Here is a 22723-nt window from a genome sequence, read left to right on the forward strand (position 1 = left end):
TTGCTTTGCTAGTGTATGATAAAAACTTTAATTGTAAAATCAAATTTTTTTTTATCAAGCGATTTCGTAAAAAAATACGATGCACACGAGGTTTTTATTGAAAAAATTATGGAAATAAAATTACTAAATGTAAAAATTCCTAGCAATTATCGCAAAATTATCATTACAAGCCCTTATGCAATGTCTGAAACACTTGCAAAACTATCGATTGATACTGAGTTTTTTGTAGTTGGAAAGAGGGCGGAGCGTGCATTACAAGAAGCGGGATTTACAAAAATTACTAGGTATAAAAATATCGGTAAACTTGAGAAAAACATCGATAAAAACTGGGATTATCTATATCTTCGAGGCAATATTGTCAAAAAAGTGCCAAATATTGAAAAAATCTTGGAAATTACTTGCTATGAGGCTATATATAATGATGATCTGAGTTTTGACGCAAAAATACTGATAAAATCTGGCTTTTTAGAGCGTGTATTTCTATTTTCTGCCATGATTGCTGAGAAATTTATTGAAATGATAATAGCAAGTGGCTTAAAAGGCTATATGGAATCGACGGTTTTTTATATAATGTCTGAAGATTCGATAGAATTATGTGTAAAAAATGGCTTAAAATATGAGATAATTGACTATGATTACTGAGGTTTTTTCAAATTATCGCAGGTTTGATGAGGATTTTGCTGAGTTTTTGCGCGCGCGCGATGAAAAATTGCACGATTTTATGCAAAAATCACGAATGCAAAAAACAAAGATGCCGGCTAGTGTTTTGCTAGATCTTGGGCTTATTTTAGAGGAATTTTTGATACCAATTTTTAATCTTTCAAAATGGCAAGAGGAAAATGTAAAAAAAGCAATACAGGAAAGGGAAATTTGGGCGATTTGTCGAAATTTTATACAGCGTTTTTTGCTTGTTAAATATGATGGAAATTGGTATAAAAATGTAGATCGTAGCTTGGAAATTTTCCAAAATCTTGATAAAATCTGGAATTTTGACGATATTGACGGCGATGTTGTTTTGTGGTTAAAAAATTACGGGTATAGTCTAAATTATGATGAAGTTACAGATGATGAGTTTGACGAAAAATGCAGGCAGATTGCGTTTATTTTCCATGCAAATCTTGTGAAAAATTCATCGCTATTGCAAAATCCCAAGGAAAATAGGCATTTTAATCTTGTGCCAAATGAAAAGTCGGAGCGTAATGATTTTCGATATGTTGGTGAAAATCTTGAAAAAGTGGCTTCTTATGGGGGAAATTACTGCCTTTATTGCCATGAAAGGGGTAAGGATTCTTGTAAAAATGGGCTATTTTGTAAAGATGGTAAAATTGCGAAAAACAACGATGGAATCGAGCTTTCTGGATGTCCTTTAGAGCAGGATATTTCACCTGCAATAGCTGCGTTTCGTGATGGAAAGTTTATTGCATCTCTTGCGATTATGATGGTTGAAAATCCGCTAATTTGCCTGACTGGTAATAGGATTTGCAATGATTGCATGAAGTCTTGCATATATCAAAAACAAGATCCGGTTGACATTCCTGCTATTGAAACTGTAGTATTTGAGCGTGTTTTAAGAGAAAACTTTGGTTTTGAGCTTTATTTTTTGCTAACTCGCTGTAACGTTTTAAATGCAATTTCGTATATTCCAAAAAGCTTGACTGGATCGACGATTTTTATATCGGGAATGGGTCCTGCTGGCATTGCATCTGCGTTTTTTAATGCAATGGAGGGAAATTATGTGATTTTATCGGACGGCGGGCTTTTTTTGGCTCCAGATATAGATATAACTTTGCCTATCGAGCATTTTCAACTTGATAAATTGCCGCAAAATCGCAATTCATCTTGCTTTGGCGGGGTTATGGAATATGGCATTACAAGCAGGTGGAATAAGAATTTTATCGATATTGCGTATGTAATTTTGGCGCGTTTTAGACATATTGCGTTTTTTTCGAATATAAAATATAGTTTATTGCTTGAAAAACTGCTGTATGAAATGGATTTTGCGAAAATTTTTGTTGCAAATGGGGCAAAAAACCCACGAAATATAAAAAATCCTGAAATATCGAGTTTTTTCGTTTCTGCATCGGAGTTTTTAATGAATTTACACCTTGGCAAGAGTTTTGATGAAAAAAGTAAGCATGAGGTGAAAATCTTAATGCCGGCCGTTGTTTTGGGGGGAGGGCTTACTGCAATTGACGCGGCAACCGAGGCGGGATTTTATTATTTATCAAAAATTGAAAATGTCTATAAGAAATTTACAAAAATGAGCGAGAAAAACTCAATAAATAGCGAAGAATTCTCTCGTCTTGAGCTTGCAAATCTTGAAAGGTATATTGGTGATTATAGAAAAACGGAAAATATTGCAAATTCTGCTGATAAAATTGAAAAGCTTGGAGGCGTGAAAGTATTGATAAGGAAAGGGATTTTTGCCTCTGCGGCATACCAGCAAAATCATGTTGAAATTGCAAAAGCACGGGCACAGGGTGTGATTTTTTGTGATGAGACGGAGATTTTGGGATATGAAAAAAGCGAGGACGGTGTGAAAATTTTGACAAATAAAGGTGAAATATTTGCAAGGTCTATAATTGTTGCATATGGAAGTGAAAGGGCGGACATTGCTGATAATGTTGATAGTGCGAAGTGTGCAAAATATGGATCGAAAATATCCATTACTGGTGGTGTTTTTGATGATAAAAAGAAGGATATGAATAGTTTATGTGTATCGGATTTTGATAAAAAAACTGCATATCTTGGCGACATGACGGAAAAATTTAGCGGAAGCGTTGTAAAGGCTATTGCAAGTGGGAAAAAATCTGTTTTTTATGGCGATTATCAATGCGAAAGAGCGTGCGATGTACGAGTGCAAAATGCGGATTATCAAAGCTGTAAAATAAATGAGAAATTTCATGTTTTATGCAGCTTTTTTGCTCAAGAAACTTGCGTGCAGGAGGTTGAATTTGGTGTTTTTAAGATTAAATATAAATCCGCAATGCTTACAAAAATTGCAAAAATTGGTGATTTAACACGGATGAAAATTGTTTCAAATGGTGTGCAATCAGAGTCAATTCCTATGATAATATCGGGCTTTAGTGATGGTTTTTTTACATCTGTGGTAAAGGTTGTTGGAAATTCCACTAAAATGTTGCTTGATAAAGATGCAAAGTTTTTTGTTATGCACTCTTCAAGATCTGATGTTTTACAGTCCATTTTATCGAAAGATTTGCATATTTTTTATGACGATTTGCGTGATGCGGTTGCAATGGAGCTTTGCCGTAGCCTTGGATGCAGGATTTCACATGTTGATAATTTTGAGTGTAGCGGCGGTAAGGTTTTATTTCTTGCAAGTTGCGATATTGTGGATATTTTTGCCCAAAAATTTGATTTAAAAGGCGGGAATTATTACTCGATTGTCTTTAAAGAAATGCAGTGCATGCTATCTGGAGTTTGCTCAAAATGCCGTTATCTTGATGGCACAGGTGGCTGGAAGTTTGCATGTCGTGATTATTGTATAGTGTTATAATTGATATGAAAAAATATAAATGCAAGGTGCAATATCTTGGAAAAAATTACGCTGGAATGCAAAAACAAGAGTCAAATTTAGATGTAAAAACTATACAGGGTGAAATAGAAAAAGCATTATTTCGCCTTACAAAATCGCATGTTTCAATTGACTATGCGGGGCGAACTGACGCTGGAGTCTCTGCGAAAGGTCAGGTAATTTCTTTTGAAATCACGGATAAAATTCCAATAGAAAAAATAGAAAGGGCGGTAAATTCATTGCTTGGGGAAAATGACATAATAGTATATGATATTTGCGAAGTTTTGCCAGATTTTAGCCCAAGATTTGACGCAAAAATGCGAACATATAAGTATTTTATAGACACAAATTTACATGGCGATATAGCAAAAAGAGCCTCTCATCTTCACATTTCCTATAAACTTGATATTGAAAAAATACAGGCTGCATCACGGTTTTTAATAGGCAGGCACGACTTTACAGCGTTTTCAAAAAAAACGGATTCCAATTTGCAAAATCCAATTCGCTCGATATCTGCTATAGAAATAATGGCGGAAAATGACGAAATAATCTTTACAATATCGGCAAAATCCTTCTTGCACAACATGGTTCGAATTATTGTTGGAACCATGATTGATGTTGGAAGGGGGGCGAAAAATCCTGAAGATGTAAAGCGAATTCTTGAGCAAAAAGATAGGCGCAGTGCGGGAAAAACTATCTCGCCATGCGGGCTTTGGTTTTGGGATGTTGAGTATTAAAAAAATAATTCTTGACAAATATATTTTTAACATTAGTCTCAGTATAAGTTTTATATATTAATATGTCAAAAAAATTAGTTTTAGCCTCGGCTATTTTAGCTACGGCTGTATCTTCTAATGTTAATGCAAAAACATTTGAAGGTTTTTATGTTGGTTTGCAATCTCCTGTACGCGAAGATTTAACCTATGTGAACAAAGATGTTGGTGGATATGCATCTAAGAGTGGGTATGCTGTTCAAGGTAATTATAGCTCAGTAGATAGTGTTCTTCTTGGTGATACTTTATTCCGTAGAATGGATCTAAATCTTGGTTATGGTTTTAGATTTGGAAATGAAATGTATGCTGCATTTGAAGTTACAGCACCTATGTTGAATAAACCTTATTCAAGTGGTACAAGTGGTGCGACTGTAACTGGCAAGCATCTTGTAAAGGTAACTGGTATTTTAGGTAAGGTTATAAATGATAAATGGCTTGTATACGGACTTGCTGGATATCATGGCTATCAAATAGGAGCTACACCAAGCGGCTCGCAGATTTTCGCAACAGACAAATCATCTACTCTAAATGGTTTTAGATTTGGTGCTGGTTTTGAATATGCTGTTCTTGAAAACCTTGGCGTTGGTGCTGAATTTTCTGTTACAGAGTTTGGTAGTGGAGGAAGAGGTAGAAGGGGATATACAGTTGGTAGCGAAGTTTATACTGATACATCAGCTGCTTACAACGGACAAATGAAAGCTTTGACTATATTTGCTAAATGGAGAATATAGTAAAACGCTTTTAGTTTTATAAATTCTTTTATTTAACTTTTGACTCTCAAGATTTTTTCTTGGGAGTCTTTTTTTATACATTTAAAAATATTTCTCTTGACATTATTTGAAAAATATGATATAATGCTCCAGAAGTTTATATTATATGACTAAAAATCTTGATAATTTTGTAAAGGCATTTATAAGGTGTATTGGCTATAGTGCTGTTCTTGCTCTCATCATTATGCAAGTTGGCTGCGCTGGAGTTTCAAATAAGCAAGCTCTTGCTCAAAATGAAAAAGCAAAAGCAAGCCTTTCGTATGGCATGAGTAAAAATAATCTCGTTGCAACAAGAACGGGTGCCTTGTTTTATTAAGTTGCCACTTTTAACCCATTACCATGAGGAGTGAGTTTTATGTTTGTGTAAACTAAATTTAACTTAAATTAATACTTTTTAAACTGATTACTATAAGATTTTTCCCTCCCATATATATAGTAATTCTTATTCGATCTTTTATTGTCAAACATGGCATTGCCAATGATTTATATAGATGTATAAAATAGATTAATTTTGAGTGTAAATTAAAGTTTTAACTTGATTATTATTTTTTGTATTGCATACTGGTTTAGTTAATTTTTATTTTATGGATCAAAAACAGTATGCTTACAATACTTATGAAGAAGTAGTTAATGCAGTCAACGAAGATTACAGAAATATTGCAGGTGTGAATTGGCGTACATTCGAAGATTACAGAAAGATTGCACGTGCGAGTCTATTCTCAGTATTCGAAGATCGTAAATATTTGTCGTATCGTGAACTTGTAGAAAATGCCTTTGATTTTAAAGGGCTGGATGTTTTAAACTATATTCCTTTAGATTGTCGATACTCCCCTTCTTATTTTTTAGAAGATCCGAAATTTTCAACTAGTTCTGATGTTGCTAGAGAAATGCACTATTTATGCATGTCATATTATGATCCAAATATCGAGCATATCTCAGGGAATTTTTTATCAACACTTGAAATTTACGATAAAAAGAAAATGTTAAGACTAGTATCTATGTATCCTGGTTTACTTCACTTATTATTTGTAGATACCAAGACTTTGCATGATGAAAATTTTCAAAAAGTTGTAGAATTCATACAAGGGATAAATTACGAGAGAATTGATATCCATGATAATGCTCCTTTCACTAATACAGAGGCGTTGTATTATAAAGTTATAATTTCTGAACTTTATAATACAGCAAAGATTAGGAACGATAAAAGTAACATGAATAAAATATTATCGTTTGTAAAATCTGCAATCATTTCATTCCTTAGAGTTAATGGTTTTGATAATCTTGATAATGATGGATTACATGAGAAATTGAAATTGTATTTCTCACAAAAGCTCGTTCGTCCTAAAAGAACTGGGTTATTTAGTCCTGAAGAAACTGAGTTATTATTAAAATATTTTCACATTTCTGATATTAGGGCACAAATTGAAATAGATAAGCTTTCTTCGATATTTGGCAGATTGAAATATTACAATGTTGGCAGTGAGGAGCATCGTGCCATTATAGGAGATATCATGTCTGGGTTGACAAAAGTCTGTGACCCATTGAAAGATTGCACTCTTTGGAGTGAGGAGTATCATCGTGCCATTATAAGAGATATCATCTCGATGTTTAATGAAGTTTTAAACAATGAAAATTTTTTAGACAATAAAAATGAGCAATGCATTGCAAATCTTGTTAAAGAAATAGCTAAGGAATATTTCATATTTAAACATGTTACAAATACACAATTTATCAATGTTATTGATTCTTTGGCAACAAAAAATCTAAATGATGGACTTATGGCTGTATTGTGCAATTTAATGTTAGATGAACGTCTTGATCGTTCCTGGATAGTAAATGAAGATGCTTTATTTGTGAATAGTCAATTTTGTTTTGAGTCAAAAGAAGACTATATAGATGCTTTAAAAAATAACAATCTAGATGCTTTACTGTCATATGAGTTTATCGATTTTGTGATAAAATATCCAGAATTTGCAAATAGATGGAATCCAGAAATTGCATCTGTTGCCATGAAAAGAGCTCAGCAGTGTCAATTCGAAGAGCCGAAGAGTCAGGATTTTCAAGATATAGACTTTCAGCAGCAATCTGTAGAAAGTAATAATTTGTTGCAATCTGAAGAAGGTCAAATGCAGCCTCAGCAAGGTGGAGTTAAGATTGGCGGAGATCCAGAATTTCATCCTTCAGTGTATGACAAGCTTGTACAAAAAAATCCATATCGTCTTAGTCGCCCTAAAAGTCCGCTTGCGCAGCAACAAATGCAGAAGGGTAGTGATCAGAAGGTGGAAGAAGATGTAAAAAATTCTAATATTCAGCATAGTTCAAAACAGCAAAAACAGCAAACAGATCGAAGTGATAGAAATTGTTGCATGCTGATGTAGTAACTTTAATTTCGTCGCAAGGATAAACTACAACAATCTTTAGTCACCAAGAGAAGGAAGATGAGGCTGAAGATTGGTGGTTAAAAAAATCTAGTAGTGCTTTTCTGGAGTATGTGTTGGAATGATTCATAAGAATCGAAGTAGTAGTATTTACAATAGTGCATTAAATCAATTGCAATATTGATTGAAAGATGTATACTTTAGATAGTTGAATTTTACTATATTGTGATTTAATTTTCCTTAATCAAGCTTGAAACAAGATCATCAATAGATGGGATTTTTTGTATATAGGAAAGCCTTATGATTAGGGTGTCAAGTACGCTTTTTTCGTTAATATTTTGGGCAAAATGTGAGCTATTTAATATAACTTGATACATTCTGTCTAAGATTTGAACTGAAAAATTATCGCTTGATTTTAGCTTTTCAAGTAATTTTGCAACTTCCTTTTCATCTGTTTTTGTGCATATTGAGTGCATCATTTTTGCAATTATTTCTATCATATCAGATAGTATTCCAGAGATTCCAATGCCAGATTGAATTGCATTTTCCGATGTATTTAGAGCTTCTTGTAGATTTGCATCAAAAATATGTGACAAAATTTCTTCACCAAAGCTTAAGTTTCCGCATTTTGTCATGTCTTCTATAATTTTGATGTCGATTTTTCCATCTTGTGATAAGCTTATTGCTTGGTCAAGTATTGAAAGAGAGTCACGCGCTGAGCCTCTTGCCATTTTTGCAATTTGGCGTAAAACCTCTTCGCCGCAAGAGATATTTTCACGGCTTGTAATGCTTTGTAAATTTGCAAAAAGTTCATCTTGCGTAAGGTTTTGTAGGAAAAATTTTTGACAACGAGAGGAAATTGTAATAGGAATTTTGTTAAATTCCGTTGTTGCGAAGATGAATTTTATGAAAGAGTGTGGCTCTTCAAGCGTCTTTAAAAGTGCGTTAAAGGCAGATTTTGAAAGCATGTGAACTTCGTCGATTATGTAAATTTTATATCTGCCAACCATGGGTGGATATTTACTGCTTTCTATTATATCGCGCGCTGAGTCAACCCCTGTATTACTTGCGGCATCAATTTCAATTACATCGGGGTGGCGAAAGCTTAAAATATCTTTGCAGGAGTCGCATTCAAGGCATGGATCTACTGTTTCTTTGCCGCTGCCGTCTTTTCCTGTGCAATTTAAAGATAGGGCTAAAATTCTTGCTGTAGTTGTTTTTCCAACGCCGCGAGTTCCTGTGAAGATAAAAGCATGGTGAACTCTATTGATTTCTATTGCGTTTTTGAGGGTTTGCACTAAATTTTCCTGCCCAAAAAGCTCAGATAATTTTTTTGGTCTGTATTTTCTTGCAAGAACGGTATATGACACGGTTAAAAATCATGTTATGATGTTGATATTGATACTATTTTATTTGTCAAATATTTTATTAATTTTTTATTAGACACTTCCAATGCCTTGCAATCCAAAGCATTAAAACACTTTACCCATCAAAACCCTCCATTCTCAATGCTATAATTATACATTTATAACCAGCATACACCAACTTCAACAAAAATTTCACAATCAAAAACTTCTTTTTTAGCATAATTTCACCAAAATATCGCTAAATTAGGCGATTTTTCATCTATTTTATACTTTTTTGCTTACAAAAAACCAAAACCCCAATACCAAAACCCAAATTCTTTTTAAATATGAAAAACCTAACTGCAAATGAGTTTTTTAACCACTGGGTGCGGACAAATCGCGATCCTGATGGGGAGTTTTTGCAAGTTTTAACAATTGGCGGGGCGTGTGATAGCTATGGTGTTTGGACGGCTGAAAAAGTGCGAAAAATGTCGGCTATGACTGGGATTTTAGGGGAAATAAAGGATGAGGTTTTGGCATTGAAAGACACTGTTTATATCAGAAACATTGATAAATCCTCACAAATTTCGCAGGTTTGTGATTGTTGCACAAGTCATGGATGTGGGAAAAAGAGCATCAAAGCTGAGATTTTAGGTGATAGCAAGGTTGGGGTTGACAAGATTTTGGTCAAGAGTGATGATGAAGAGGTGAAAAATGAAGAGGTGACAAAATACAAGTGGGTGTCGGAAAAAAAGGGGTGTTCTAAGTGCAAATCTCTTGACGGCACGGTTTTTGAGGAGATGCCAAATATCGAGGAAATCTCCCATCCCAATTGCAATTGTGAGGTAGTGGAGATTAGTGAAGATGAGGCGCAGGAGTTGGAAAAGAAGAAAAAAGATGAGATTGAAAAGAGGGATGAGGTGGTTGAGACGCTTGATAAACAGACGGAGGTGAATAAGAGGACTGGCAATGCGAAAAATCCTAATCAGTCTATTTGGTATTGTGCAGAGTATGTTGCAGATGCATTAAGGGAGAATGGAATTTCAATATATAAGCCAAAGCCAAGAGATGGGCAGAAGAGTTCATCTGCATGCGATTATGGACCTTCGCTTGAAAATGCTGGTTTTATCGGACTTTATACTCATGATGAAAATGAAAAAGGTAATTCATTGCCAGAGTCGTATCAGTCTGAAAAAGGTGATATTATAATAATTCAACCAACTGAAGATGGAAAACATAAGCATGGCCATATAGCAATGTTTAACGGAGATGCTTGGGTGAGTGATTTTAGACAACATACAATTCATGGACTTAAGGGTTATAATCTAGAAGATTTAGATTATACAATCTATCGAAACCCTAGTTGGGCTGATTAATTTTATGCAAATTTTTCATAATGTTTCACAATTGCATTGTTTAAATCGTGCTTGGTAAAATTTATTTTAGCATTATGGCAATATATCCCATCAATTTTCCACTTGCCTTCATCGTATTTTACGATATACTGTATATTGTATTTATCTGTCATGCCAAGTGTATTTTTATCGTGAGTTTCGGCATCGATATCTTTATAGACTTTTAATGCTATGATATAATGCTTATCTTTTTCATTTTTGTATGTGTGGTATAAAAATGGGGGAGCGTGACTTTCAAATATTGCACATGTTAGATTTTGAACATAGTTATCAAATTTTTCAATATTTGCACTTTTTAAAAAATTTGATGTAAATAATTGTCCATGTAATAACATTTTATTAATCTTCATTTGCTGAGCATTTGCCTTGTTTTCAATATACTTATCAAGTACGGTGATATATCTGCCATCTGATATATTGCTAGAAATTAATATCTCATCCAGCGCCCTTTCCGCCTCGGTTTCGGGCTTGTGGAATTTGGGTTTTTGGGCTTTGATGGTTGTTTTTTCGGTTGGGTTTTGGGTGGGGTTGGCAAGGGATGTGTTGGTAAAGATGGCAAAAAGTATTGTAAATATGATGCTTAGAATTGGCATAAACAAGAGTTTCTTAATGTTTATGAAGTATTTTTTTAAAAGTCAAGGTGAATATACAATCTATCGCAACCCTAGTTGGTTTGAGTTGGACAATTAATGTTTTCATAACAAAACCCATCAATTTTCCATTTGCCGTCTTCTTTTTTCATAATGTATGGCAATCTTATAGACTCTGTTGTAGCTTTTTGGTAACTCTCTTGGTCTCTTTGCGTACATTCATACCAAATTTCTGATACAAAGGCCTCTTGTTCGTTTTGATAAGAAGTATGAAAAACATATCCAACGGTTGAATTATCGTTTCCGCGTATAATACAATTTTTATGAAATGGATAGCAAACTATACCACAAGGATAGCCATTACATTCTTCCTTGCACTCCTGTGAATTCAAGGCTTCATTTTGCTTCCTTTTGCATTCATTTATAAATCCCTTCGTAAACATATCCTCATCATTTAATTTCGAGTTTTGTTCCAGGCCAGTTTCCACCCTCAATATCTCATCTAGCGCCCTTTCAGCCTCGGTTTCGGGCTTGTGGAATTTGGGGTTTTGGGCTTTGGTGTTGGGGTTTTGGGTGGGGTTGGCAAGGGATGGCTCGGAGAAAAGGGTGATGATGAGGAAAAGCGCGATGGTGACTGGGGATTTTGCCGCACTGCATGCTGAAAAAAATGTTGAAATTTGGACAAAAATCTTGCACATAAAAGCAATTTTCCCACGAATTTGAGAAAAAAATGTGCTTACAAAAAGAAGAAAATATTGCATAAGAAACTGGTTTTTTGGGATTGTAGAGCGGGGGAGTTAAAAGTCAAGGGGCGTGGCAAACAAGCTATTTAGCCCTTGTGATCAGGGTTTTTGTCTTCTTTTTCGGTTTTATTTTGTTCGTCTTTTTTGAAAAAGTTGATTTTTGATAGCCTTTCAATTGCGTCAATCATGTTTCGCGTTCCAAAGCCCCTTGAGAACATAAAAAATTGGATTGCGATGAAATATGCGATGTATTTAAAGGCTTCTGGATTTTTTTGAATTAAGGCAAGAACGCTTTGAATGCTTGTATCTGGCGTGTAGTAAAGATATTTAACAATGCCACGAAGAATAAAGACATCAACCGCGCCAAAAACAAGAAATAAAGTGACTATAATTAATGCTTTTAGCCAAATGAAAAATGTTGCAATGCTTGCCTCTTTTCTTTTGTAACTTGATTTAATTTTCTCTAGCTCTCCTTCAATTCTTATAGTTTCAAGTTTTTCCATAATGGAAATTTTTTCCTCAGGTGTTTTGCCTTGTGCTATTAATTTAGCGTCTTCTTCTGCCCTTTTCATTCGTTGTTTTCGTAATTCTACTATTGTCATCACTAATGCCGAGAAGAATATAATTCCCGTTACTGCTTTCATCATTGTTACTCCTGTTAAAAATGCCACCGATCCCTTTGCTCCTCCTATTAATGCCCCTATTGCTCCTATTGCTATTACTACAATTGTCAATATAATAAAACCAGCATAACTCTTCAAAATATTTCTTTTATTATTCATACCAAAACCATTTTTGTTAACTTTAAAAGCAGATGTTTAGTAAGTCAAGTAAATTGTTACAAATGGCAAAAAGTCAATTCCAAATGATATAACCAAGCTTGAAAATGAATCGAGAAACCTTCGATTATACCTACACAAAACCCTTTTATTTATTTGTGAATTTACAACAATCTCGTAAGTGGAGCGGGTAGCGGGAATCGAACCCGCATCACAACCTTGGCAAGGTTGCACTTTACCACTAAGCTATACCCGCAGTATAATAAGCGTAATTGAGTAATGGAATATAAAAAAATAAAAGTCAATATTTTTTAAAAAATAAATAAAAAAGCTTGCATATTAATATATGAGTTTTATGAGGATAAAAATATCTGACAAGAAATGAAATTTTTCTCTGTATTACTTGCATTATTTCTTGCTTCGTGTGGGGCGAGTGTAAATTTTATGCAATATGGAGAGCAAGTTTCTTATACAAGAACATCAAGTTCTATATTTATTAAAAACAAAAGTTCGGTGAAAAAGATATTTATAGTCTTGCAAAATGGAACTCCTTATAGTGAATTTAATGATATAAGCGATATAATCAAAACTAAAATTGGCAATAAGTATATAGTAACAGATAGTGTTTCAGATGCTGATCTTGTAATACATTTGAATGTGCGTCAGTTCACACGCATTGAGCCTGAAACGATGAGCAATATTGAGAAATATTGGCAATATACAGAAACTACGGATAATTTAACTTTAAGTGATATTAATGCAACAACATTTGGTATAGCTCATGATGGTGTAGTGATTTCAGATGCAAAAAGTGGGAAAATAAATATTCCATCTGGAGGTTCTCAAAAGGCTGATCAAGGTATTATAAGTAAGCTTGCGACTAATGATTTTTTAAGTGGAATGAGTATTGGTGGGCTTCAGGTTTTTGGTCTTTATCAAGTCCAGTTGGGGCAACAATTGGTGCAATGATAGGTGGGACTCTAAGTTTTGTATCTCAAAATTCCACAAAGCCTAAAATTTATATTGCAACAGTTGATATTGAGATTGGTCAAAAGGTAGATAATCAGGTTGTATATGAAGAAAAGTATTTACATAGACAAGATGATAATGGAATGAGGTGGCATAATATCAAAAGCACGGATAATAAAAATTACATGAGAACGAAAATGTATGCAGTTACAAAAAGAACATTGCTTGATATTGATTCTGCATCAAGCATACTTGTTGGAAAGATTGGTGAGGCTATTGGCAACAGTTTATAAAATTGCAGTCCGGTAACTCGGGTGTTATTATATTGCTTGAATTTTATTTTCCCTAATATACAAGTTTTGAAATACAAAGTATTATGTCTATTCAAATTTGGTCAGTTGAAGATATTTCCTCGGCTATAAGTGGAACTTTGACAAAAACTTTTGGTCAAATTGCCGTGCGTGGCGAGGTTAGTAATTTATCAATTGCGTCATCTGGGCATATTTATTTATCGCTTAAAGGTGGAGATAGCCAAATATCAGTTGTATGTTTTGCAGGTTTTGCAAGGAAAATATCGGTAAAAATAGAAAATGGAATGGAAATTATCGTATATGGCAAAATATCGTGTTATGAGGGAAGATCTGTGTATCAAATACAGGCGGAATCGATAAAATTCAGCGGTCTTGGGGCATTTATGGAAATGCTAAATGAGCGAAAGCTGAGGCTTGAAAAAGAGGGTATATTTGACGTAAAGCATAAGAAAAATCTGCCAAAATTTCCGAAAAAAGTTGCTATAATAACATCTGAAAAGGGTGCTGTAATTCATGATATATTAACACGCCTTGAAGATAGATTTCCTGTAAATATCGATATTTTGGATGTAAATGTGCAAGGGATTTCTGCCGCTCTTGAAATAAAGGAAGCTATTTTAACTCTTGAAAACCTCGGCAGTAAAAAGCCGGATGTAATAATAATAGCGCGTGGCGGTGGGTCTTTTGAAGACTTACTTTGCTTTAATGATGAAGAACTTGTGCGTGCGATTTTTGCGGCAAAAATTCCCATTATATCGGCAATTGGTCATGAAACTGACTATACTTTATGCGACATGGTATCAGATGTAAGGGCGCCAACGCCAACTGCGGCTGCGGAGATTTTAGTTCCAAGAAAAATTGAGATTGCGTCAAATGTTGCAACGCTATTTGAAAAATGCCATAAAACGATGAATGCAAGAGTTGAGAATACATCGATTTTTATAGAGCAATTATCCGGCAAATTAGTGGATTTTGTGCAAAAAGTGAGCCAAATAGGCGTGCATATATCATATGTAATAGGAAATATCGAGACAAAAAGTATGGCAATATTTTCAAAACTTGATGAAAAACTTGTGCTGCAAAATTTTGAAAGATGTAAAAGGGCTATGGAAAATAGAATACAAAATAGCAATCAAATGATTTTAATTACATCAAATGTATGTGCAAGGGCTGTAAATTCACGATTTGATTTAATGAAAAGCAGGCTTGAAAAAATACAGATAAATCCTGCATTAATTCAAAATATAATGCAAATTGCTATGGATCGGATAGTAATGAAGATAGAGAAATCCATTGTATCGCAAATACAGTACAAAAATGAGAAATTATCAGCAATTGCAAATATTACGAAGGCAAATAAATTTTTTACCAAGCTTGACAGCATCGCTTTACAGTTGTCAAAAATGTCAAACGAAATTGAATTTAAAATATCCCAGACAATTTCAAGAAAAGAAGGCATGCTTTCTCAGGTTATTGTAAATCTTTCAAAATACAACTATCACGATATTTTAAAGAAAGGGTATGTTATTTTGAAATCAGGGGTAAGGGTTATATCGAAAATTAAGGATATAAAAAAGGCTAAAACGGTTGAAATTATTACGCAAGATGGCAGTGTAACTTTGAATGTAAATGTAGGCGATGATAATCAATTGCTACCGTTTTAAGTGAAAATATTTATTGCATTTTATACTAGTATAGTAAAAATTTTTGCAAATTAATGACATTTATATGTTAAATCCGCGTGAAATGGAGTATATTATATCGATTAATAAGACGAAAAGTATTGTAAAATCAGCTATGGAATGCAGCGTAAGCCAGCCTGCACTTACAATGCAACTTGCAAAAATCGAGAATTATTTTGGTTTTCCTATATTTTATCGGCAAAGAAGCAACATAACGCCAACCCCACTTGGAAGAAAAGTGATAGCAAAATGTGAGGAAATTATGGAAAAAATGCGTCATCTTGAAAATATATCAAATGAATCAAAAGAGATTAAAGTTGGTATAATTCCTACTGTTTCTCCATATTTTTTACCGAAAATTGCACATAATTTAGTGAAAAATGATTTAAAGTTATACTTTTATGATTTAAAAACGAATGAAATAATTGAGAAATTGCAAAATGGTGAAATTGATTGTGGTATTGTTGCAAATTACCCTGAATTAATATCTGCAGATAAATTTAAAATAACGAGTCTTTATCGTGAGAGATTTTTATTTGTATCGCATTTTGATGAAAGTATTACACCTGAGCAGGCGATAAGCTTGCAAAAAGTTATATTACTTGAGGATGGAAATTGTGCAAATTTAAGTATTCGTGAAATATGTAAGATGCAAAAGCAGAAACATAGTTTTGCGGCAACGAGTATAGAGGTTGTAAAGGCCATGATTGCAAATAAAAACGGCTATGGAATATTACCGGAATTTTCTATTTTTAATCATGAGCTGGAAAAATATCGTATTACAAAATTAGATCAGCAAAAAACTCGCGAAATATCGCTTATATCGCAAAAATTCTTTGATCAGGCTAAGATATTAGAGTTATTTCAGATTAAAGACTAGAAAGTTCTAATAATGTATATCATCTTTTGTGAATTTTCCTTTAAATACACGGTAGTTTTTAAAGAAGAATCCAAGGGTAATTATTAGTAAAATTATTGTAAATATTGAGATATTTTCCATTCCGTGGGTATCTGATTTAAAGCGAAGCAGGTCGTGCATTGTGTATTTGTAAGGCACAACATATGGGTAGGTTATTGAAAGCAGTGCTATTGCGCCGTATAGTGCAAAGCCATACGCGCAAAATAGCATTTTTACTTCATTGCCTTTTGAGCTACTTGCAAGCTTATGCATATAGCCAAGAACGCAGTACGAAGCTATCATCATTACAGAAAGCAGGCAAATTCTGTATCCGCCAAAAATACGCTCTCTTAATTCGCTTTTTGAAAAGACCAAAGCAGCTAAAATTATACTTACAGGGATTATTAATTTAATAATTGTTTTTATTGCTTTTCTTGCAAAATCTGATGTATCATTTGGGGTTTTAAGGCATACCCAAGCGGCACCAATTAATGCAAATCCAAGAACATTTAAAACGCCAGATGCAAGGGCTATTGGGTTAAATAATTGCCAGAAAGTTCCTTTATAGAGCATGTCATCGCCGATATTTAAGCCATTTACAAGGTTTCCAATGAAAACGCCGAATACAAGAGCCATTCCGAAGGAAGATACGAAAAATGCTATATCCCACGGCTTAAAATATTTTTCATCTTTACTGCGAAATTCAAAGGAGCAACCGCGAAATGCTGCAAGCCCTAGAAGTAAAATGACTGGTATATAAAATGTTGTGATGAAAATTCCATAAGCATTTGTAAAGCCAAGAACTAAAAATATTGCGGCCATTATAATCCAAGTTTCATTTACATCCCAAAATGGGTGGACAGATGCCATGGCAAGACCTCTTTGCTCTTTGTTTTTCATGAATGGGGAAAGTATTCCAATTCCAAGATCCATGCCGTCAAAAAACACGAACATTATTATAGAAAAGAACATCAGAAAGCCAATTATATTAGCAATTAAACAGTTGCAAAGCATATAAAATATCTAAACTTTAAAAAACTATAACAATATTTTTTTAAAAGTAAATAAAAATTTTAATCCAATAGAATAAATTGCTGACTGAGTGATAAATATAATTTTTTTACACAATAATTTCTCATAAATACTGGTAATTTCAAAAAACCTATCGATGGGATATAGTAATAAAAAGACTTGCAAAATAAAATCTTTATGTTTTAGTTTCTTTCCAAGAATATAACTGTATGTTTGCACTGAAACAAAAAGAGAATTTTATTTATATGAACGGCGTTAAAAATGAAAAGAAAGGATTTAATTTTGATATTGAACAGCGCCTAACTGCATTTGGAAAAGCCGTTTTACAAGATAGATATTTACTAGCTGGAGAGGATTACAAAGACATGTTTGTGCGTGTTGCAAAAACCTATGCAAATGACGATGCTCACGCTGAGCGTCTTTATGAATATATGGCAAAAATGTGGTTTATGCCCTCAACGCCGATTTTAAGTAATGGCGGAGCAAATCGCGGCCTGCCAATTTCATGCTTCTTAAATGAAAGCTCAGATTCACTAACTGGAATAGCGGAGCTTTGGAATGAAAATGTTTGGCTTGCAAGCAAGGGCGGCGGCATTGGAAGCTATTGGGGAAATGTTCGCTCTATTGGTGAAAGCATAGGCAAAAATGGCAAAACATCAGGCATTATGCCATTTATTAAGGTTATGGATTCACTTACTTTGGCTATTTCTCAAGGGTCTTTGCGTCGCGGAAGTGCTGCTGTTTATTTACCAGTTGATCACCCAGAAATTGAGGAATTTATTGATATTCGCAGGCAAACAGGAGATCACAATCGTAGGTCGCTTAATTTACACCATGGAATTTGCATACCAGATGCCTTTATGGAAGCTGTTGCTAAAGATGATAAATGGAGTTTAAAAAGCCCTGCAACTGGTGAGGTTATGTCACAAATTGGCGCGCGCGATCTTTGGATTAGAATACTAAATGCAAGAATGGAAATGGGCGAGCCATATATTTTGTTTACAGATACGGTAAATGCTGCAATTCCTGAGCACCATAAAAAGCTTGGGCTTAAAGTAAAAACTTCAAATTTATGCAGTGAAATTACACTTCCAACAGGAATTGATCACCTTGGAAACGAAAGAACGGCTGTTTGCTGTCTTTCTTCGCTAAATATTGAATATTTTGATGAGTGGAAAGAAGATGGACAATTTATCAAAGATGTCATGTATATGCTGGATAATGTATTGACAGACTTTATAAATCGTGCGCCAGCTGATATGAAAAATGCTGTTTATTCGGCAACTCGTGAACGCAGTATTGGTCTTGGAACTATGGGTTTGCATTCATTTTTCCACAAAAATATGGTTGCATTTGAATCTGCGCCTGCTAAATCAATGAACAAGAAAATTTTTGCACATATTAAAGAACATGCAGACATTGCCTCAAAAGAAATTGCAGTTGAGCGCGGCCCATGCCTTGATGCAGCTGAGCTTGGAATTATGGAAAGATTTTCAAATAAAACCGCCATTGCGCCAACTGCATCGATTTCAATAATTACTGGTGGAACGTCTGCTGGCATTGAGCCATCAAATGGAAATTATTATACGCATAAGACTTTAACTGGTGCATTTCCGGTGAAAAATAAATATCTTGAGGAGTTGCTTGAGAAAATGGGTCAAAATACTGATGAAATTTGGTCAAGCATTGCAAGCAATGATGGGTCTGTTTCGCATCTTGAGTTTTTGTCTGATTATGAAAAGGCTGTATTTAAAACTGCACATGAGATAAACCAAGTTTGGCTTGTTGATTTAATGGCAGATAGAGCTCCGTTTATTGATCAAGCTGCATCAAATAACCTCTTTGTTCGCTCCGATATTTCAAAGCTTGAGCTTCATAAAATACATTTTGACGCATGGCAAAAGGGCGTAAAAAGTCTTTATTATTTGAGATCTATGGCGCTTTCAAGAGCTGAAAAGGTGTCGGTTCTAGTTGAAAAGCGTCAGAAAAACGAAAGTCAAGAAGAATCTTTAAGCGGAAATCTTTACGAGGAGTGTCTTGTTTGTCAATAAAGTGGATGTTTAATTTTCAGATTGTTATTTTGATTGTGAAGGCTTTGCTGTATATTTTGATATCATTTGGGTGAATTTTTGTTGCGATTTTTGAAATTTTGAAATTTCCGATTGTTTATAGTGCATATTTGAAGGTGTGATGAGGTCATTCACTTTTGTGAGTTTTGTACTGAGTGATTTATGTAATGCGTTAATTTTTTCATTTGTTCCATATGAATTTCTGAGGTAACTAAGTGTATCATAGGAGTTTTGTAAAGACCAAATAATACTACCTTTATTGTATATGTTGGACTCAAATTTATTTGCAATTTTATCGCCTCCTTCGATTTTTCGCAATTCTTTTGCAACATAAGCTAAATCTTCTTTGCTGAGAAAGCCATCTTGTGAGAAAGTTTTTGCACAGGCAGCAGAAAGTATTTCTGCCATTTGAATTCCATTTTGGTCGATTTTTTTACGTATTAATAGATCTATTTCGTTGCCTATGAATTCAAGTAATTGTTTTAATAATTTTATTACAGGCTCCATAAAGTCTGATAATTTTTCAATAGATTGCTCAATTGCAGCAATTATAATTTCCAATTGTTCATATAAAACAAAAAGTTGAAATAGTGCGAAGATTGGATTTTGCAGTCCTATGACATCTGAAAAAAATGAGTATGTTGCGGAAACTCTTAAGACTTCTTCGGATTTTTTTTCAAGGTCAACTTTTTTGTCAAAAAAATCACCACCAAAAAATGCATTATAGACACCGTATAATGACATGAATATTTTTGTCCATCTAATTTGTGACGGAGAAAACATTTCTTTTGCATGTTTTGTCTCGTAATAAATGGCGTAATTTTTTATATCTTCGGGATTTATTTCAGAAAATGCAGTAATTAAGTTATCAATGAAATCTTTTTTGCCATTTTTAAGAGATGTAAAAATTGATGATAAATTTAAGCTTTCATCTTTCTTTTCATTTTCAGTTGGTTGTTTTTTATCTTTTTGTATATCGTCTTTTTTGGGAGATTCCTCTTTATTGTTATTTGTTTTTTCATCAATATCTTGAGATTTTTTATCAATATCGATTTTATCTTTGACATTTTTATCATCTTTTTTATTGTTAATATAAGGTGGGGACCTTCTTTTAATTTCTTTAATATCTTTTATTGTATTAAGTTGTTGTTTTGCTTCAAGAAGATTATCTTGGGAATTTAGAGATATTGCAATATGTTCCAAAGAGGCATAGGGAAACTCTTTCTTAAAGGCATAAAGGCTGTTATGTAGTGCATTAATTGATGTTTTTACATCAACGCCGTTTTGAATTCCAAGTGGTGCAATATGTAGTGTATTAATACCATTGTAATTGGCAAGTGAGAAAATATTGTAATAAAATTTCTCAAGCTCTGCTTGGGATGTATCTTTATTAATACTTGATCCATTAAAATAGATTACATTTTTGTTTAATTTGGAGTAATAATCATATTGTTTTGTAAATACTCCATTGCCAGATTCTAAAGTATTGTTTCCTTTATGGAAAATTTTATTACGCTTTTTTAATCCTTCTATAATTGCGGCCTTTTCATTGCTTGGCCTGACAAATTGATTAAGATCTGTTTTTTCATTCCAAGGAGCTAAAATTGCAATACCTTCACCAGATGCGCCATAAAAATCATAACTATTTAAAGAAATAGTTGAGTTGTGTTTTAGGCATTTAAAATTCATTCTTAATAAAGACAATCTTATTGATTATAATAGGAAAAAAATATTTTACAATAGAAAAGTCTATTTTTTAAATATATCTAGAATGCCGTTTACGGCAAAGGAAACGCCGATAATTGATAGAATTGAGATTATTATATATAGAATTCTTTGATTTTGCATGATATTATAAATTACTCCACCGTTGCCTTGCAGCACAACATTAAAAGGCTTGATGTAGACTTCTTTAAGAACATTTTTGCTATCAAAAACATAGAATTCTGATAAATACACACCCGGTTTAGCTGTTTTTGGTATATATATTCTTTCTTTAAAAAGACCATTTTGATTAGCATTAATAGTTTTATTATGAGTCAAAAGACCAGACATTTTTAGATTATAATTGAGGATTGTGTTATTTGGATATTGTAAATATTGTGTAAATAAATTTTCACCAAAGCTATGAAGATATCCAAAATATTCAATATCTTGTTTTTCATCTGATGTATAAACCATGCCGATTTTATTTTTTTTAGCTTTTTTTATATTATATTTTTTACCATCAAGATGAGTTGCAATGGAGTATTTATTTTTATTATTACAAAGTATGCCGTATGTACTTAGTGTTTTACCAGAGAAAATATCTCCGACAATTATAGTTCGCTTGGATATATTAAAGTCATTTTTGCACTTAGATGGTGAAAATGCAGATGAAAATATTATAACCAGTATTGCAATAATAATATTTATAGTTTTTGATTTATTTACAAGATATAACATATGGAAAATGAGGAATAGTGAATAATTTTTGACCAAATTTAAAAGCTATATAGCAAAGTATAATGCCGAAAATAAATTTTAATACATTTTGAGGCAAAAGTGTTGCGATAAAGTTTCCAATTCGAACTCCAAATACCATAAAGATACTTGATATAATGGCAATAAATGGCTCTACAGATGAGGTGTGATTCATTTGTAGAATGGATGCTGGAAGGGTTGTAATTAGTGCTATAAGTGAAGATGTAGTGGCAGCTATTTTTACATCTTGTCTAAATATATATATAATAGCTGGAACGGAAATAAATCCGCCGCCGATACCCATGATGCCCGAAAATATACCAATTATTAACCCTACATATAATGATTTTTTCCATTCATCTTTTATATTTCTAAATTTTGCCTTCAAGTCTAGGTAATGTGAATCGGTTTTTTTTGGTAATCCATATTTTTCCATGAAATTTTCAAAATCTCTAAATGCCATCCTCCAATCTTCATTATGATGTTTTACTGCTATATCATTTGAGACAATTCTTGTAGATTTTCCGCCGACAAATAGATTAATTGCAACATCGGATAGAGTTGTAATAATTATTACGGTTAGCAAAATCATGTACATTAAGTTGACTGTTGTATAGAAATATTGATTATTATTAAAGTTTATTGAAATGAAGGTTCCAATAAATGAGCCAATAATGCTGAAAATGCCGATTTTTATAGCTATTTTATACTTCACATTATTTGAGTTTCTGACAACATTTACAAGAGATGCACCGATTATTTGAAGCAATGATGTTGCAATTGCGATATTTGTTGGGATGCCGGCAAAAATCATCATTGGAACGGCAACAACGCCGCCGCCTATGCCGTAAATGCCAGAGAGAGTGCCTGAGAAAAATCCAAGAAATACAAGAGACATAAGGCTAATTGACATTTGGGCAATTGGCAGATAAATGTCTAACATAAAAGTCTTGCATTATAATTTAGAACA

The 22723-nt window shown here is 33.4% G+C and carries 20 protein-coding genes and 1 tRNA gene; 12 read left to right on the plus strand and 9 right to left on the minus strand.

Annotated features, from left to right (window positions below; all coding sequences use genetic code 11):
- Nucleotides 1-15: 15 nt before the first annotated feature.
- From deia_RS05155 to deia_RS05180, 6 genes are all read left to right on the plus strand, one after another.
- Nucleotides 16-642 (plus strand): uroporphyrinogen-III synthase, encoded by a 627-nt coding sequence (locus deia_RS05155; RefSeq protein WP_146821236.1) that lies wholly within the window; start codon nucleotides 16-18, stop codon nucleotides 640-642.
- Nucleotides 632-3517 carry a hypothetical protein gene (locus deia_RS05160; RefSeq protein WP_146821238.1) on the plus strand — a complete coding sequence of 962 codons (2886 nt, stop codon included), beginning with the start codon at nucleotides 632-634 and terminating at the stop codon, nucleotides 3515-3517. Before deia_RS05155 ends, deia_RS05160 begins: the two co-directional genes overlap by 11 nt.
- Before the next feature lie 5 nt (nucleotides 3518-3522).
- On the plus strand, nucleotides 3523-4272 hold the full coding sequence (gene truA / locus deia_RS05165; RefSeq protein ID WP_146821240.1) for a tRNA pseudouridine(38-40) synthase TruA: 750 nt from the start codon (nucleotides 3523-3525) through the stop codon (nucleotides 4270-4272).
- A 62-nt stretch (nucleotides 4273-4334) separates the two neighbouring features.
- Nucleotides 4335-5039 carry an outer membrane protein gene (locus deia_RS05170; protein WP_146821242.1) on the plus strand — a complete coding sequence of 235 codons (705 nt, stop codon included), beginning with the start codon at nucleotides 4335-4337 and terminating at the stop codon, nucleotides 5037-5039.
- 145 nt (nucleotides 5040-5184) lie between these two features.
- On the plus strand, nucleotides 5185-5394 hold the full coding sequence (locus tag deia_RS05175; RefSeq protein WP_146821244.1) for a hypothetical protein: 210 nt from the start codon (nucleotides 5185-5187) through the stop codon (nucleotides 5392-5394).
- 427 nt (nucleotides 5395-5821) lie between these two features.
- Nucleotides 5822-7456, plus strand: coding sequence for a hypothetical protein (locus tag deia_RS05180; protein WP_146821246.1), 1635 nt, complete (start codon nucleotides 5822-5824; stop codon nucleotides 7454-7456).
- Between the two features lie 230 nt (nucleotides 7457-7686).
- Here the strand turns inward: deia_RS05180 and dnaX are convergent, their stop codons facing one another.
- A complete protein-coding gene (gene dnaX / locus deia_RS05185; protein WP_146821248.1) occupies nucleotides 7687-8826 on the minus strand; it encodes a DNA polymerase III subunit gamma/tau in 1140 nt (379 codons plus the stop codon).
- A gap of 323 nt (nucleotides 8827-9149) precedes the next feature.
- Between dnaX and deia_RS05190 the strand changes: the two genes are divergently transcribed.
- Nucleotides 9150-10178 (plus strand): hypothetical protein, encoded by a 1029-nt coding sequence (locus tag deia_RS05190; RefSeq protein ID WP_146821250.1) that lies wholly within the window; start codon nucleotides 9150-9152, stop codon nucleotides 10176-10178.
- Between the two features lie 2 nt (nucleotides 10179-10180).
- On the opposite strand, the gene deia_RS05195 is transcribed toward deia_RS05190, so the two are convergent.
- The 4 genes from deia_RS05195 to deia_RS05210 all read right to left on the minus strand — a co-directional run bounded on the left by deia_RS05195 (nucleotide 10181) and on the right by deia_RS05210 (nucleotide 12585).
- Nucleotides 10181-10810, minus strand: a complete 630-nt coding sequence (locus tag deia_RS05195) for an amidohydrolase family protein (protein WP_146821252.1) — start codon at nucleotides 10808-10810, stop codon at nucleotides 10181-10183.
- 71 nt (nucleotides 10811-10881) lie between these two features.
- Nucleotides 10882-11568 carry a hypothetical protein gene (locus deia_RS05200; protein ID WP_146821254.1) on the minus strand — a complete coding sequence of 229 codons (687 nt, stop codon included), beginning with the start codon at nucleotides 11566-11568 and terminating at the stop codon, nucleotides 10882-10884.
- A gap of 68 nt (nucleotides 11569-11636) precedes the next feature.
- Entirely contained in the window at nucleotides 11637-12332 is a 696-nt protein-coding gene (locus deia_RS05205; protein WP_146821257.1) for a hypothetical protein, read from the minus strand.
- A gap of 179 nt (nucleotides 12333-12511) precedes the next feature.
- Nucleotides 12512-12585: transfer RNA gene (locus deia_RS05210), tRNA-Gly, on the minus strand.
- Between the two features lie 125 nt (nucleotides 12586-12710).
- Between deia_RS05210 and deia_RS05215 the strand changes: the two genes are divergently transcribed.
- From deia_RS05215 to deia_RS05230, 4 genes are all read left to right on the plus strand, one after another.
- Nucleotides 12711-13298 carry a hypothetical protein gene (locus tag deia_RS05215; protein WP_146821259.1) on the plus strand — a complete coding sequence of 196 codons (588 nt, stop codon included), beginning with the start codon at nucleotides 12711-12713 and terminating at the stop codon, nucleotides 13296-13298.
- Nucleotides 13295-13591: a complement resistance protein TraT gene (gene traT, locus deia_RS05220; RefSeq protein ID WP_146821262.1), complete on the plus strand. Its 297-nt coding sequence runs from the start codon at nucleotides 13295-13297 to the stop codon at nucleotides 13589-13591. The genes deia_RS05215 and traT overlap by 4 nt, the downstream gene beginning before the upstream one ends.
- Nucleotides 13592-13674: 83 nt before the next feature.
- On the plus strand, nucleotides 13675-15273 hold the full coding sequence (xseA, locus tag deia_RS05225) for an exodeoxyribonuclease VII large subunit (protein WP_146821264.1): 1599 nt from the start codon (nucleotides 13675-13677) through the stop codon (nucleotides 15271-15273).
- Between the two features lie 64 nt (nucleotides 15274-15337).
- The gene (locus tag deia_RS05230; protein ID WP_146821266.1) at nucleotides 15338-16171 is read left to right on the plus strand and encodes a LysR family transcriptional regulator; all 834 of its coding nucleotides are present in this window, start codon (nucleotides 15338-15340) and stop codon (nucleotides 16169-16171) included.
- A 6-nt stretch (nucleotides 16172-16177) separates the two neighbouring features.
- Here the strand turns inward: deia_RS05230 and cydB are convergent, their stop codons facing one another.
- A complete protein-coding gene (gene cydB / locus deia_RS05235; protein ID WP_146821268.1) occupies nucleotides 16178-17203 on the minus strand; it encodes a cytochrome d ubiquinol oxidase subunit II in 1026 nt (341 codons plus the stop codon).
- Nucleotides 17204-17466: 263 nt separating this feature from the next.
- On the opposite strand from cydB, the gene deia_RS05240 reads away from it, so the two are divergent.
- Nucleotides 17467-19272, plus strand: coding sequence for a ribonucleoside-diphosphate reductase subunit alpha (locus tag deia_RS05240; RefSeq protein WP_222912650.1), 1806 nt, complete (start codon nucleotides 17467-17469; stop codon nucleotides 19270-19272).
- A 24-nt stretch (nucleotides 19273-19296) separates the two neighbouring features.
- Here deia_RS05240 and deia_RS05245 read toward each other — a convergent pair whose 3' ends face one another.
- The 3 genes from deia_RS05245 to deia_RS05255 are packed head-to-tail and all read right to left on the minus strand — an operon-like array spanning nucleotide 19297 to nucleotide 22696.
- Complete coding sequence (locus tag deia_RS05245; protein ID WP_146821272.1) at nucleotides 19297-20979, minus strand: hypothetical protein; 1683 nt, start codon at nucleotides 20977-20979, stop codon at nucleotides 19297-19299.
- A gap of 60 nt (nucleotides 20980-21039) precedes the next feature.
- Nucleotides 21040-21735 (minus strand): TIGR02186 family protein, encoded by a 696-nt coding sequence (locus deia_RS05250; RefSeq protein WP_146821274.1) that lies wholly within the window; start codon nucleotides 21733-21735, stop codon nucleotides 21040-21042.
- Complete coding sequence (locus deia_RS05255; protein WP_146821276.1) at nucleotides 21716-22696, minus strand: sulfite exporter TauE/SafE family protein; 981 nt, start codon at nucleotides 22694-22696, stop codon at nucleotides 21716-21718. Before deia_RS05255 ends, deia_RS05250 begins: the two co-directional genes overlap by 20 nt.
- Nucleotides 22697-22723 lie beyond the last annotated feature (27 nt).

The organism is Candidatus Deianiraea vastatrix (assembly GCF_007993655.1).
Classification (GTDB): Bacteria; Pseudomonadota; Alphaproteobacteria; order Rickettsiales; family Deianiraeaceae; genus Deianiraea; species Deianiraea vastatrix.